The sequence below is a fragment of the Haliovirga abyssi genome (assembly GCF_030295325.1).
GTDB lineage: Bacteria > Fusobacteriota > Fusobacteriia > Fusobacteriales > Haliovirgaceae > Haliovirga > Haliovirga abyssi.
This window is the reverse complement of the sequence record NZ_AP027059.1, coordinates 2,173,884-2,189,986: the sequence shown is the minus strand read 5'-3', so window position 1 is coordinate 2,189,986 and position 16,103 is coordinate 2,173,884. Positions and strand designations below refer to the sequence as shown.

The window sequence follows — 16,103 nt, the reverse complement described above, 5'->3', positions numbered from 1 at the left end:
AAAACTTAAATTAGGAACGTTAACAAAACAAGTTTCTTATATTTTGTTATAAAAACAGTTGTAAAAAAGAGGAGATTCAACGCAGAGGCGCAGAGAACGCAAAGTTACACAGAGAGCATTTAGCAATAAATATAAGCTACAGAACAAGTCTGTAGCTTATATTTTTAATTTTATTATTTTCTCTGTGAATCTCTGATAACTCTGCGCCTCTGCGTTGTCATATTTTATTCGATTTAATTAGCATAATTTGTTTATAAAATAGTTTTTTAATTGTCAATTTTATCTGCCATATATTGTAGTTAAGTGTTTTAATTTAGATATATGCTCATTCGTAATATCTTCTGCTTTAAATCTCCATTGCCAATTTCCAGCAGCTACTCCAGGAGTATTTATCCTAGCAAAGCTTCCAAGTCTCAAAATATCTTGAAGTGGAGTTATGGCAATTACAGCAGTAGAAGCCCAAGCTCCTCTAATGAAATCCCAACAAATATCTTCGCCATTACTATTAAAATAATCTAAAGCATATTTTTTATCATCTTTTGAAGCTTTTTCAAACCATCCAGCTACAGTATCATTATCGTGAGTTCCTGTATAAACTACACAATTTTTATTATAACTGTGAGGAATATAATTATTTTCTTCTGAAGAATCAAAAGCAAATTGTAATATTTTCATTCCCGGCAAATTAAAATGATCTCTTAATTCTTCTACATCAGGAGTGATAAGTCCAAGATCTTCTGCTATAATAGGTAAACTTCCAAGTGAAGCTTCAATTGCTTCAAAAAGTTCTTTACCTGGTGCAGGCCACCATTCTCCATTTATTGCAGTCTTATCTCCATATGGAACAGCCCAATATTCAGCAAATCCTCTAAAATGATCTATTCTTATTATATCAGACAGTTCAAGATTTGCTTTGATTCTATCTATCCACCAAGCAAAATTAGTTTCTTTTAATTTATCCCAATTATATAAAGGATTTCCCCAAAGCTGACCTGTAGCACTAAAATAGTCAGGTGGAACTCCTGCTACTCTTACTGGTTTTCTTTCTTCGTCAAATAGAAAAATATCTGGATTAGACCAAGCGTCAGCACTATCAAAAGCAACAAAAATAGGGATATCTCCTACAATTTTTATATAATTTTGATTAGCATATGCTTTTAATTTTTTCCATTGTTTAAAAAATAGATATTGTATAAAATTTTGGAATTCAATATCATTTTTTAGTTTATTTTTATAATCTCTTAGAGCATTCTCTTCTCTTAATTTGATATCATTGTCCCACTCAATCCAAGGTTTACCACCGAAATGTTCTTTTAGAGACATAAAAAGTGAAAAATCATCTAACCAATTAGAATTTTTTTTGACAAAAGTTTCAAATTTAATTTTTTCTAATTCAAAAGAGCCGTTTGAGAAATTGTCAAAAGCTTTTTTCAAAATAGGAAATTTAAAATTAATTATTTTTCCAAAATCAACTTTACTTTCATCAAATTTTTCATTTGTTTCTAAATCGCTATTAGTTAAAAGTCCATCCTCAACAACTGTTTCTAAACTAATTAGTAATGGATTTCCAGCAAATGCTGAAAAACATTGATAAGGTGAATCACCATATCCAGTAGGACCAAGTGGATAAGTCTGCCATAATTTTTGATTACTTTTAATTAAGAAATCTACGAATTGATATGCTTCTTTTCCAAGAGTACCTATACCGAACTTACCCGGTAAAGATGTTGCATGTAATAAAACTCCGCTGCTTCTTTCAAACATAGTTATATACCTCCTAAAATTTGTTTGTGTATTATAATTACTTAATTTTACCATAAAATATACATTTTGTCATCTTAAAAATTTTGACTAATTCTATCACACAATTCTTGACTTTTTACATAAAGAATAGTATAATGAGATTATAAAAAGGAGATGGTTAATATGAAAATTGCTTTTTTTGATACAAAGCAGTATGATGAAAATTTTTTTAATAATGCAAATAAAAAATATGGTTTCAAATTAAAATATTTTAAACCACATTTAAGTGAAGATACAGTTGCTTTATCAAAAGGATATGATGTAGTTTGTGTATTCGTAAATGATGATATAAACAAAAATGTTATAAATAAATTAAAAGAAAATGGAGTAAAATTAATAGCACTTAGATGTGCAGGATATAATAATGTAGATTTGGAGGCAGCTAAAGGAAAAATAAAAGTGGTTAGAGTCCCAAGTTATTCGCCTTATGCAGTTGCAGAGCATACAGTAGCGCTTATTATGACTTTAAATAGAAAAATACATAAATCATATTTAAGAGTAAGAGAGGGTAATTTCACATTAAATGGGTTAATGGGATTTGATATGCATAAAAAAACTGCTGGTATAATAGGAACAGGGAAAATAGCTAAAATAGTAATAAAAATATTAAATGGTTTTGGAATGGATGTTTTGGCATATGATAAATATCCTGATAAAAAAGCAGAAAAAGAGTTAGGGTTTAGATATGTTACATTAAAAGAGTTGTATTGTAAATCTGATATAATATCATTACATTGTCCATTAACAACAGAAACAAAATATATAATAAATGAAGAGTCTATAAGCAATATGAAAGATGGAGTAATGATAATAAATACAGGAAGAGGAAAATTAATAGACACAAAATCAATTATAAAAGGATTAAAAACTAAAAAAATAAGTGCAGCAGGATTAGATGTGTATGAAGAGGAAGATGAATACTTTTTTGAAGATATGTCAGGAGAAATAATAACAGATGATCTGTTAGCGAGATTATTAACATTTAATAATGTAATAGTGACATCTCATCAGGCATTTTTTACAAAAGAGGCTCTATATAATATTACGGAGACTACTTTAGGGAATATAGATAGCTTTTTTAAGGGTAAGATTATTGAAAATGAGATTGAATATGAATAGGGAACGTTATTTTTAAGCCATTCCTAGGGAAAAGGCAGAGATGAAAAGTCTCTGCTTTTTTTATGGAAAATGAGTGGTTTTTTTATTAATAAATGAGTATACTATATAGGAAAGGCGTTAAAATTAGAAATTATCGAGAATGGAATTAAATCGAAAATAGTATACCAAAGAAGAAATATAAAAATATATATTTCTTATAAAAAACATATTGAAAAAAAAGCGTACATAAGCTATAATGTAAAGTGTGAAGAAAATATAGGGGGATGATAGACAGTGAAAAAGTTAGTATATACTACAAGTGTTATTATAATAGTGATAGGAAGTTATTTTTATTATAGTAATTATATGATAAGTCCAGAAAAAAAAGAAATGTTAAAAACAATAGAAAAAAATAAAAAAATAGAAAAAGAAGCAAAAAAAGTTTATAAAAAGAGTTTAAAAGAAGCGGAAGAAAATTATGTAAAACCATTAGAAAAAATAACGATTACTAAAGATAGAATAATAAAAGAGAAAGCATTAGTAGGGAAATTTTGGAAAATTTATAATAAAAAAGAAAAAGGGGATATTTATGCTTATATGTCTAAAATAGAGGAAGTATCAAAAGATATAAAAACTCCTGAAGAAAAAAAATTAATATATCCTGTTTTAATAGAGATTTATCAAATGAATGATGAATTTGATAAAATGAAAAAAACAGCAGAAGAGTTAAAAATTTTAAAAGTAGATGTAAATAAAATGAAAGCATATAAAAATACAATAGGGGGAGATAAAAAATGAAAAAAATAATATTGGGGATTTTGCTATTTTTATCATCGGTTTTTTCAGTAAATTTGTTAGCAGTAGATACAGATATTACAGTTAAAGTTGATATGAGTGTTTTGTGGGGGAATGATTTGCCAGAAAAGGTATATTTATTTGCATATAATGCAGATTATAGTGATGTAAATGGATTAACTAATCAAAGTGGAATGCCAATGAAAGGGTATGATAAAAATTTGAAAGGTACTGTTACAGAGCAAAATACTGCAGGAGCATTAGAGCTTACCGATGTAGATGGCGATGGATTTTATAAAGGAACTATGCATTATAGCGGAAATGGTGATACTTTTCATACGAGATTATATATAAGAGGGGATGATCCAAATAATTCATTAAATACTCCAAAATATGAGGAATATACAGGTCCAAATGATAATCTAAAAAAGATAACAGATACTCAAGACTTTAGAACAGTAATAATAAAAAATGATGGTAAAGTTTTAATTGGAACTGTTACAAATCAGGTAGAACTTGTTGATGGAAATTGGGAAACAGCTTGGGAAAATAAATATATAAAAAAAATATATATTTCTGAACAAAATATCACTGTTTATAAAACCTTTGATAAAACAATAAAAATATACGCTAGCTACAATAATGCGGATGATACTTTGAGAAGGAATGTTGCTAAATATTTAAACTGGAGTTCATCTAATGAAAATATAGCTACAGTATCAAAAGGGAAAGTATTAGGAGTAGGAGCAGGAAATGCAATAATAAAATTATCAAGAAATGTAATAAATAAAAATATAAATGTTACAGTTAAAAATATTCCAGAAGGAGATAGAAGACAAGTTATTGTAGGAAAACCAGATTTTGAAATAGTTAATGGAGATTATAAAATAGACGGAGTAAATGATTATGGAGGGAATGTTCCATACGGAGTTAATATAGATGAAAATAATTATTTGCAACATTTTTATAATATAGATTTTTGGGGAACAGCTAAACCATTTGTCAAAAGTAATAATTTTTGGGAATATAATGGTGGGAATTCAAGAAGTAGTATATTAATTTTTAAACAAATAGATAATAATTCGGATATAGAAACAGTAAAATTTTATAAAAAAGATGATATATCTAAAACTTTAGATATGAAAATTCCAGTACAAATAAAAGGATTTGAAGCTGTAGAAAAAATAAATAGTGTTTCATTTAAATGGAATGAGGATAACAATATTAGAATAAAGTATTTATCTACTTATAAAGAACAAAGAATTATCTTTAGAATAAGTAAAATAGATACAGATGTAAATAAAGTAGAATTTATGAAAGGGAATCCTTTGAAAAAAATTATCGATGGAGGAAATTTAGAAGATTTTATTGACAATAAAATTAATTATGTTGATTTTTCTTTTGATTATAGAACTTCTAATAGTATAGAAATAAATAAAATTAAAGGTAGTTATAAATTAGGAGAATTTGAACTTTTAGGATTTCCTGTAGGACAATATAGGATACAATTATACACTTTAAAAGCTAATGATAAATATTTAGTATATACATTTGATGCAGAAACTTATTTTAATATGCCAAGTAGTAATTTAAGTGGAAATATAAGAGATAATAAATTTTATATAAATAATATAAATTCAGATGCTTTTAATACAATTAATGTTGGCTTCATAACGAAAACAAAAAATGATATAAAGATAACAAAAGATGATATTTATTACAAGAATAATAATGAAATTGCAGAAGAAAATTTAGATAAAAATGAAAAAAAGATTATTAATTCTGGTAATATTTTTGTAGCAGAAGACAAAAGATATAAAAATATAAAAAAACCTTTGGATGTAATATTGTGTTTAGATACTTCAAAATCAATGGAAGATAAGTTAGAAAAAGTAAAACAAGCTTGGGAATATTTTGAAGAGGATTTAAGAAAGAATAGTGAGTATGATGTTAAATATAAGTTATATACTTTTGGAACTAAAGGAAAAGATGATGTTTGGACACCAAGCAATGACTGGGAAGATAATTTGGATTTATCTAAAATTAATGTTGGTAGTTCTAATCTTTCAAAAGAACCATCGGATAAAGCTATTGACAAAGCAATTATATATATGGAGAAAAATGCAAGAAGTTTAAGTAGTAATTTGGAAGTTTTAGATAAACCAACAGGGACAATTCCATCAAATAGAGTTATTATATTTATTACAGATTCAAACGCTACAGGAGAGAAAAATTCAAGCGATTTAGCTGTTAGGTTAAGAATGAATGATATACAATTAATTGGTATTGGTGGAGTGAAAAAAGATAAATTAATGTTAAAAGATGATTTGGATCAAGAAGGAGAATATCCTAATAATATGTCAGTGGAGAATGAACAGCATTATGCTCATTTAAAATTAATAATGGGAGAACAATTTAAATTTTATCAAATAAAAAATGATTTAAATATTTTAAAATTAGAGCTACATAACACTCTAAATTTATTTAATTTTGTAAAATTATGGAATTTAAGATATGATTCTCCGTATTCTGTTCCAGATGGGAGTAAAAGAAGAGTTTTATTTGATATAAAAGTTAATAATAAATATATAAATTATGAAGGAAAAGATGCAAATAGAGAGTATGTTGCTAATTTAATTGGGAGTACAAACAGAGAAATAGATCAGTGGATGATTTCAAAAGCAAAAAAAGATATTACTAATGGTAATTATAAAATTTTTGATAAATTTATGGATAAAAATTACTATAAGAAAATTAAAGCTATAAATTTAAAAAATGGGTTTAATTCATTATTTGAAACTGAGTATAGTTATGATGATATATCAAATTTTGAATTGAATGATAATAATTATGGAGTTAAATGGGAATATAAGAAGAATACACCATTAACAACACAAACTGCTGTAATGGTAGCTAAAGTAAGTAGTATAGGTAATTCTGAATTGGATAAAATAGAAGATGATTTAAGTACAACTAAAATTGCAACTATGAGTTCTACTAATAAATTAGAGTTATCAACACCAACAGAAAATAGTGATAAAGTGACAATTGGATGGCAAGGAGATGTACCAAATCCAGATGAAATTTACAATAATCAAAAGCTAGTATTTAGATTAGAAAAAGCTACAAATACCTCTAATGTTATAACTAATTATAAGTGGAATGTATATAAAAAAGAAAACCCATTAAATATAGTTGATCCAACTATCATTGGTGGTGGAGGGCAAGATCCACAGAATAAAGCAGATAATATGATAAAGAATTTTTATAGTGAAACTTCAAATTATGTAGATTTTGTTTTTGAAAAAGATGGATTAAAATCTTTTTCTGCTGGAGGAGCTATTATTAGTTTTACTCCAGGAAGTAATTTAGAGTTAATTGGGTTAAATTTAGGGGATTATTTAATATCTGTATATACAGTAAAGACTGGTTCAGATGGAAATTATAAAGTTATAACTTATGGGAATACAGAAAAATTCCATTCTGATATTCCTGATATAGCACAACATCCTATGACAAAAAATGGATTATTTAGAATAGATAACATAGATATAAGTAGATTTTCAAAGATAAAAGTTAATTATTCAACAATGATGCCATTTTCAATAAAGGCTCCTGAATTAAGTAATTTATTTGTATCTACAAACACAGGAATAACTATTAACTTACAAGAAGAACATCCAACAGCAACAAAAGCTATAGTAGTTACTCAAGGAGCTTTATCGATATCATCATTAAAAGTTTTTAAATATCCATTAGATATAGTTCTGTGTATAGATAATTCAGGTTCTATGCAGGAGGAAATTGATTCTGTAAAAGATGGGTTAAAAGGATTTGTAAATACTTTAACAGATAATGGATTTGATGTTAAATTTAATTTAATAACTTTTGGGCCTAGACAAAATACCGATAGTACAACAGGAATATGGCATAAAAAAATAGAAGAATTTGAAGATCGTTATTATTTAGGGGTTTATAAAAAAGATGGTTGGTTTGGATCTTTAGATGGATGGAATGGATTGATAAATGCATTTGAGAATTTGAACGCAACATCAGGATTTAACTATGGACAAGAAAATAGTCTATGGGCAATATACTATGCTATTAAAAAATTAAAAAAAAATGGTAGAAGTATAGACGCTAATGGGAATATTTTAAATGACAATAGTGGAGTAATAAAATCAAAAAAATGGATAATGTTTTTAACTGATGAAAATGCAGATTTAGATGATTTACCTAACGATTATAAAAAAAAGAATGTTGTAAGTAAATTATCTAAAGAGATATCGGATAATAGTATAGCTTTAACAGGTATATATCATGTTGATAAAAAAGGGCTAACTAATGAAATATATTGGAATGGTGGAGTTATACCTAGTAAATATTCAAAATTAGATATACGAAAATATAAAAAATATTATAGGTGGTTTTATTATATACATGACGATTTGGGAAATCGAGGAATGACTCCTTCAGATGTAGGGGATTTATATTACTATAAATTCAAATTGTCTTTAGGTGATGGATTTCATATGTATGAGATGGGAAATGGGCGAAAAGATATAAATGGAAAAACTTTAGTAGATAAGGCATTGGTAGCTGCGACAAAAGATATAGGAATTGTACAAAGATGGTCAGTTACATATGATACTCCTTTTTCAGATAAAGATGGGACAGTAAGAAAAGTTGATTTTAAACTAATAAATTTAAAAAATGAAAAAGATAATAAAGAAATATTAACGCCAGATGATATAAATACAGTTTCGAATAGACAATATACTGCTCCAAAACAACCTATAACATTGGAAATATTAACTCCAAAAAATAAAAAAGGATTTTTAACAGACGGAAAAGGGAATGTATTAATAAAATTTAAGGCAAATACCACTAAAGCTTCAGGAACTATATTAGATAATAAAATAGATAAATTTGTAGTAAATATAAATTTACAAACTAATGCTATGTCAGAAGGAGAAAATATATATTCTAAAATTATAAAAGATAATATAGAGTTAAAAGTAGAAGATGGGAAAAAGTGGTACTATTTCACATTAAGGGTTCCTGTAAAAACTCTTATGGATAAAATAACAGTAGATAAAAAATTATTTAAAGTAAGCATTGTAGCTCAAGATACAGCTTTAAACCAAATGGAGAAAAAAGTTACAGGTATAAAATTAGATAATCAACCTCCAGTGGTAAATGATATAATAATATCCAATAAAGATTTGAAAAGTAATTTAGTACAAAGTATAAAGGAAATAGAAAATAAAACAAGTGATTCTGATGATAAATGGAGAAAATATTTTAATATTAAATCGAGCAAAGTTAAAATAAGAATAGTTGCAGAAGATAGAAGTCAAACAGGAACAGGTTCTGGAATAAAATATTTTGCTGTTGGTTTAGATAAAAATATAAAAAGAGATATTGACTGGGAAAATAAAAAAGATGGGAATGGCTCTTCTATAACAAGAGTTGATTGGAATAATATTTATTCAGGGATTACAGGAAAAATAACTACTTTTGGAGCTATAAGAAATATATGTAATGATAATAGCAATTTTTATGAAGATGGAGAGCATAAATTAAAGTTTGTATTAACTGATAGTGTTTATAATACAACACCTATTCCAGATGCAGAGGTTGAATATGTATATGATACTAAAGAACCAGTTATAAATGGGATAGATACAATATGGCAAGAAAAGGGAAGTAGTTATAAAAAAGTAAAAACGACAACAAATGGAGGAATTAAATATTTTTTATCTTCTGACAAGATAAAAATATTATTAGATGCAACAGACAAAGGAAGTGGAATAGCACAAATAAAACTAAAATTTATAAAAGATGCTAATGAGATAAATACTAATTGGAAAACATATAAGCCAACAGAAGGAGGGTATATAGATTTACCAAGTGGAGTAACAGAAGGAGAATATTCTATAGAAGCTCAAGTGAGAGATAGGGCATCTAATGAAAGTGCATGGATAGAAATAATTAAGAATATAATATATGATAAAACTCCACCAGTAATAAATCAGATAAATGTAAAAAATATAAATATATATAATTTATGGAATACAGATACAGGAGATACAACTATAGCTACAAATAAATCTACCTTTACTTCAAATACAACTAATATAGTTAAAATATATGGAAAAACAGGAAATGATATTAAAATAACAGCAGATGTTGTAGAAGCAAATTTATCTCAAGATAATACTTTGGCTAAACTCGGGACTACTTCAAAAGAATGGAGTTCAAAAACAGGCGGAACGGATAATAATTATACAATTACATGGGGTAATGATACTATAAGTTCTAATAATTTAAAATTAGTATCAGGAGAAACAAAGTTAATAGTAACAGTAGAAGATTTAGCAGGAAATAAAACAAGCGTAGAAATACCAATAGTGATAGATGATACACCGCCAAGTAATTTTACGATTAATACTTTAAATGGAGTTGTATATTCAACTACAGCACAGGCAATACGGACAAAGACTCCTGGATTTACTATAAATGCTAGTGCAGATGATGAATCTGGAGTTGAAGGATTTGTATTTTGGGGAAATTATGATGGAAGTAAATCAGATTTGCCAAGATTAGATTCTGCACATATAGTGAATGATGATTTTAAAATATATAATATAAGTTTAACTAAAAATGATAATACATATACAGGGGATTTATCTGAGGTTTATAGTCCAAGTGATGGATATTATCAAAGTAAAAAAGTAGAAAATACAACTGAAAATGCTTTTGTAGCAATAGATAAAGCAGGAAATATATCCTATTTTAATAAAAAAGCAGAGCTATATGTAGATACAAAACCACCAAGTATAACAAGTTTTTCAGCTATAAAAGTAGTAGATAAAAATGGATTTAATCCTATTATTAATCCTAAATATGTAAAAGCTGGAGATGAAATTAAACTTACAGCAGATGTGGCAGAATATGCTGTACAAACCAAAACAGTTGATTATCTTGGATTGTTAAATAATACAACAATGAATACAGTATATACAGGAACTATATCAACAACACCAAGTACAATACAAATTGGAGACAATAATTCTACAGATACAACACATATAAAAGTAACAGATTCAGGAGTGCATACATCTCAGGTTGTAGTAATTACATTTACAGTGACAGATATGGCTGGAAATTCAACAACTGTAACAAAGCATATTAACTTAGATAATACTTCACCAACTATATCAGGAGCTATTCAAGCTATACCAGAAGAGGCAGTAAATGGATGGCCTGGTGATGCCAGTGATGTAATAAAGAGCGAAACAGATCCTGCGTACACAACAAATAGTAGTGCATATATGGGAGTATTACGTAATGGAGCAACGTGGTCTCCTGATACTACAGGATTTATAGGAAAAGCTAATAGCACTAATCCAATAGGTGGCGTATTTGTAACTACAACGTCTTCGATAAGTGCATTTGATAACACTTATAATGCGTTTGAAGTTAGTGGATTGGTAGATAACCAAAATAACGGAAATGATGTATATGTATGGGCGGTAGATAAGGCAGGAAATATATCTGCTAGTTATATATATGATACAATAGTAGTAGATACAATAGTTGGATCAGAAAATCCAATTTTGATAGGTTCAGCTACAATTGAGCCAAGTAGTTCAACAAATAATTCATATACTTATAAAATGCCAATAGATTTATCAGTAATAACAGAACAGGCTGGAGTATATAAAATTTCAGGAATTACATTAAAGGGAACTACTACAGATGGGATTACTACTAGTGTCGCTATTTCGATAAATGGTGGGCTTGAGGTATCAACAACACCTAGTTCTACGCCGGTTGCAGATAGTATTATACCTGAAAAATTTGCAACATTTACATTAGCAAATAATTCTAGATTATTTGGACAAACAGTAACTTTTAGTATAGATGTTTATGATAATCTGGGGAATAAAGCAACATACACAAGAAAATATTTAATATCAAAAATAATACAAACTGATATAAAAGCTAAATCCAAAAATGAAAAAAGAGAAATAAACGTAAATGTAGAAACAACAGGAGGCTCTCAAATAACAGGAAGAGAAGAAGCAGGCGGAAACTAAAAAAAGCCGGTTAGCAATATGCTAACCGGCTTCTTCTGTTCTTTTTTCTTATTACCCTCTATTGCAAAGTAGCTGTTATAGCCTTACTGCTAGCATCAAACTCAATAATATAACTACTATTAGAATTCAATCCATAATCAGCATTAGGATAATTTTCACTCCAATCACCAAAATGATCAATCTTAAATCTAGGCCCACCGTTACTATCGCCATTTCCAGTGGTAACAGTTATTTCCCATTTACCAGTAGAACTATTAAAACTCAAAGCGTCAGTTCCCCAACCATTAAAACTACCTCTAATATACCAATTGTCTGCTGGATTACCTTGCAAAGTAGCTGTTATAGCCTTGCTACTAGCATCAAATTCAATTTTATAACTAGAGTTAGTATCTAAACTATAATCATCATTCGGATAATTTTCGCTCCAATCGCCAAAATGATCGATCTTGAATCTAGGACCACCATTACTATCGCCATTCCCAGTAGTAATAGTTATTTCCCATTTACCATTAGAACTATTAAAAGTTAAAGCATCAGTCCCCCAACTATTAAAACTACCTCTAATGAACCAACCATCTACAGCTTGTTTTTGTGTAGTAGCAGAAATAACATTAGAATAATCAGACTCTCCATTGCTATTAAATGCTTTTGCTTTAAAATAATATGTTGTATTTTCATTTAATCCAGTCACAGTATACTCTAAATTAGTAGTATCAGTAATTTCATTAAAAACACCATTTGTAGAGCTAGACATATATAATTTATATGAAGTAGCATATTGAGCATTATCCCAACTGATTTTTAATTCAGAAGTAGAAAGAGCCGTTCCTGCTACTCCAGAAGGTATTTCTGGATAGTTCAACTTTTGTGTAGTAGCAGAAATAACATTAGAGTAATCAGACTCTCCATTGCTATTAAATGATTTTGCTTTAAAATAATATGTTGTATTTTCATTTAATCCAGTCACAGTATACTCTAAATTAGTAGTATCAGTAATTTCATTAAAAACACCATTTGTAGAACTAGACATATATAATTTATATGAAGTAGCATATTGAGCACTATCCCAATTGATTTTTAATTCTGAAATAGAAAGAGCCGTTCCTGCTACTCCAGAAGGTATTGCAGGATAATTTATGACTTCTGAAGGTTTTCCTGATGTGATAACACCAGCTTCATAAGTCCAAGTTCCTGAATTAAATAAATGGTCAGAATCCCAATTGCTTCCAGATTGGTTAAAACATACCATTGCTTTATTGTGCATACCTAAATTTAAAGTTTTTGAAACATAACCATAGATATCGCTTGTTTCCATAGGGTCGCCTGGAGCGATAGTCCATTCGCTCTCTATAGGTGTACCAGCCTCATCTGTTGGAGCCCAATGTATATTAGTTCCAAGAGCACCTTTATAATAAATGGTAGTAGTGAAAGATATTCCACTAGGAGCTCCAGCTTGTATAGAATTATCTGAATAGATTGTGTATGTTCCAGTTGAAACATCAACGCCGCTAGCAGAAGGCTTCCAAGAAGAACCGTTATTATCTGTATATCTTATTTTAGTAGAACTATTTTCTGACCTAAAAGTTATAACTGTATGTTTGTATTTTGGATCAGCAGAGACAGAATCCATAAGTTTCATACTGCTCCAGCTACCATCTTCTTTTACATATTCAACATTTACACTGTTTGATTCAATGTTTTCTACATATAAATCAATTTTTCTTTCAGGAGATACATTAGTAACAAATGGATATGTTCCTTCTATAGTTCCATTTACATCTTCTATAATTTTATCATCTACATTTTTATATTTTCCAGCACCAACATATACTTGTTGAATATTACTTTTTGTAATGTTTCCTTTTGAATCTGTAGCTTCTATATAATAATCTATAAGCTGATCTCTATAATCTCCGATATATGAATAATACATATCTCCTATCTCTTGAGCAGAGACTATATTCATCATCTCTTTTCCTGAAGGTTGCCAATCTACTCCATTTATAGAATCTTGTAAACTTCTTTTAGTCATAGGATATTCTACCCAATTTCCAACGTTAGCAGGATTTATTTCTGGCACACCTTGATTAGATAATTTTTGTGGGTCATATACTTGGTAAGTTCTGTCTTTAGGGTCTGCCCATTTTTCTGAATGGGTTCTAATCTTCACTTTTATATTTTGTATTCCACTTGCATCAAACGCATATGTGTATATTCCAAAATTGTTATCAAAATATTGTAATGTCCATCCTTCAGCTTTACTTTTATTAGCACTTCCAGGATTGTATGGATATCTTTGTGGCCACCATACAGAAGGACCTGTTTTATCATTTGCTAAGTTAGCTTCTACATATGGTTTCGAAAAATAAAGAGATTGATCAAACGAAACAGTAGGTTTTACACCATCATCTACATTCTCATCATAATATCCAAAACCAGAATCAATAGATGCTGTTAAGAAATACCAACCTAATTCAGCTGGATTAGCTCCGCCGGCGTAATCGTTATTAGAATCTCCTTTTACAGGGAATGAATACATATATGGATTAAGCTGATTTGCAGTGTTGTTAGCTCCAACTATTTCATAATCTAATTGAGATGTAGGATGCCAGTAGTTTGGATGGCTGTCTAACCATATTTGTTCAGCTGTTTTAGCATAGTTTTCAGCAGCTTGTAATAAAGCAAAGTTTCTTTCTAAATAATGGTAACCATATTCAAATGAAACTGTATGCCCTTCTTCAACTCCATCTAGGTTTTTTTTAGGAGAATAATTTGTACCATTTATTCTGTTGAAATCTGCAAATTGACCTTTCCAAATTCCCATAGGTATATGCCAATGATACCAAGTTGGATCAGACGAAGAATCTCTTGTATCTATCCAAGAACCATCTTGCACGTGAACTATATCATCTTGTGGAATTGGATGAGCTAATAGATACTCGTCTACTCCGATACCTTCAATACCACTTTCAGCATAAGTTACATTTCCAGAATTTGCCCAAGTTCCACCATCTCCAGCTCTTCCAGAAGAATTATCTCCATCGTGAGCAACAACGAAATATTGTTCTCTTCCATTTGTATTACCTTCAAATTGTTTTAAAAAACCTCCAGAAACACTTCCTTGATATCCTTCTTCCCATGAACCAGCTTGTTCAACAGGTATTCCAGCTATTTTTGATTCAGCTCCTGTTTCGGGATCAATATATCTTACATAATGCGGAATAGAAGCAAAAGGGAATTTATTATATGTTGTTTGCTGCTCATTAAACATATGTCTATCAACCCATGAACCACCATATGTATCAGTATTTCTCATATCTGCTCTATTTGGCGGAGATACTAAACAATCTTTTCCAGGATCGTTTAAATAAGGATAATCTTTTAAAGCACGTGAATAATGAACGTTTCCTAACACAGACCAGCTTACACCTAATTTTGCAAGAGTAGGTATTAATCTTTCTGAAAAACCTAATTCTGTAGGAAAATATCCTTTGGAAGATTTAAATCCATCTCCTAAAAAATATGGTCTTGATAAAACTACATTTTGATATATTAAATCTTTTAAAAAAAAATCTTTTCCAACTAATGGTCCCATAGAATGATGACCTGTAAAATGAATTAAATCAAGAGCAGGAAATCCATTTGTTGTTCTTGTTCCGTAATGGACATCTCTCCAATATTGTCCCCAGTTATCATTTTCATATCCTGAGACATTGTTTAATTCTGCAAAACTTTCTACATTGGTAATTACAGCACCAGACATTGTTACTTGAGTTTGACTTTTTGGATATCTGTCATGATTACCATTAGCAGTATCCATTGGCCAAGATAGATATGCACCTGTTTTTGCATGATGGGTATAATAAGCAACAAGATCATCATGAGGCGTAGCACTTCCATCTGGTAAAAAGAACCAATTTGCAGGTGGATTAATTTTAGCATTTATTACCTGCCCGTCATACATATATCTCACAGGGTCCCCAACATTAGTACTGTTATAAGTTTCTACATCATAAAATGGCCAAAAATTGGGCATATGATTATGGTAGATATGAGTAGCAGCAACCTCCCCAAAAGATAGTGTAGAAAGTAGTATTGCCAACAGAAGTAGAAGTTTCATTTTGATGTTTTTCATTTTACATCCTCCTTTTTTTTAGATAGAAATTTCTATCTATAATATAACTACAATATAACTGCGGAATAGCTAAAAAAACAACATTTCTATTTTGTTCTAAAATATGCAATGATTTAGGAATGATTTAAAAATAACCTTCCTAATTTTGTTCTAAAATACGCAATGAT

At 29.0% G+C, this 16,103-nt stretch carries 5 protein-coding genes; 3 read left to right on the top strand and 2 right to left on the bottom strand.

What is annotated here, in order from left to right; translation table 11 throughout:
• Positions 1-279: 279 nt before the first annotated feature.
• Entirely contained in the window at positions 280-1,818 is a 1,539-nt protein-coding gene (gene malQ, locus RDY08_RS09550; RefSeq protein ID WP_307904180.1) for a 4-alpha-glucanotransferase, read from the bottom strand.
• 99 nt (positions 1,819-1,917) lie between these two features.
• Here malQ and RDY08_RS09545 point away from each other — a divergent pair, with 99 nt between their 5' ends.
• The 3 genes from RDY08_RS09545 (at position 1,918) to RDY08_RS09535 (ending at position 11,801) form a co-directional block, all read left to right on the top strand.
• On the top strand, positions 1,918-2,922 hold the full coding sequence (locus tag RDY08_RS09545) for a 2-hydroxyacid dehydrogenase (RefSeq protein WP_307904178.1): 1,005 nt from the start codon (positions 1,918-1,920) through the stop codon (positions 2,920-2,922).
• A gap of 273 nt (positions 2,923-3,195) precedes the next feature.
• The gene (locus tag RDY08_RS09540; protein WP_307904176.1) at positions 3,196-3,699 is read left to right on the top strand and encodes a hypothetical protein; all 504 of its coding nucleotides are present in this window, start codon (positions 3,196-3,198) and stop codon (positions 3,697-3,699) included.
• A complete protein-coding gene (locus RDY08_RS09535; protein ID WP_307904175.1) occupies positions 3,696-11,801 on the top strand; it encodes a VWA domain-containing protein in 8,106 nt (2,701 codons plus the stop codon). Before RDY08_RS09540 ends, RDY08_RS09535 begins: the two co-directional genes overlap by 4 nt.
• Before the next feature lie 58 nt (positions 11,802-11,859).
• On the opposite strand, the gene RDY08_RS09530 is transcribed toward RDY08_RS09535, so the two are convergent.
• The gene (locus RDY08_RS09530; RefSeq protein WP_307904174.1) at positions 11,860-15,936 is read right to left on the bottom strand and encodes a fibronectin type III domain-containing protein; all 4,077 of its coding nucleotides are present in this window, start codon (positions 15,934-15,936) and stop codon (positions 11,860-11,862) included.
• Between the last annotated feature and the right edge of the window lie 167 nt (positions 15,937-16,103).

What these genes read in the sequence shown, in the direction of transcription:
- malQ (WP_307904180.1), bottom strand. Translation starts at nt 1,818, where the DNA reads ATGGTAAAATTAAGTAATTATAATACACAAACAAATTTTAGGAGGTAT.
- RDY08_RS09545 (WP_307904178.1), top strand. Translation starts at nt 1,918, where the DNA reads ATGGTTAATATGAAAATTGCTTTTTTTGATACAAAGCAGTATGATGAA.
- RDY08_RS09535 (WP_307904175.1), top strand. Translation starts at nt 3,696, where the DNA reads ATGAAAAAAATAATATTGGGGATTTTGCTATTTTTATCATCGGTTTTT.
- RDY08_RS09530 (WP_307904174.1), bottom strand. Translation starts at nt 15,936, where the DNA reads ATGAAAAACATCAAAATGAAACTTCTACTTCTGTTGGCAATACTACTT.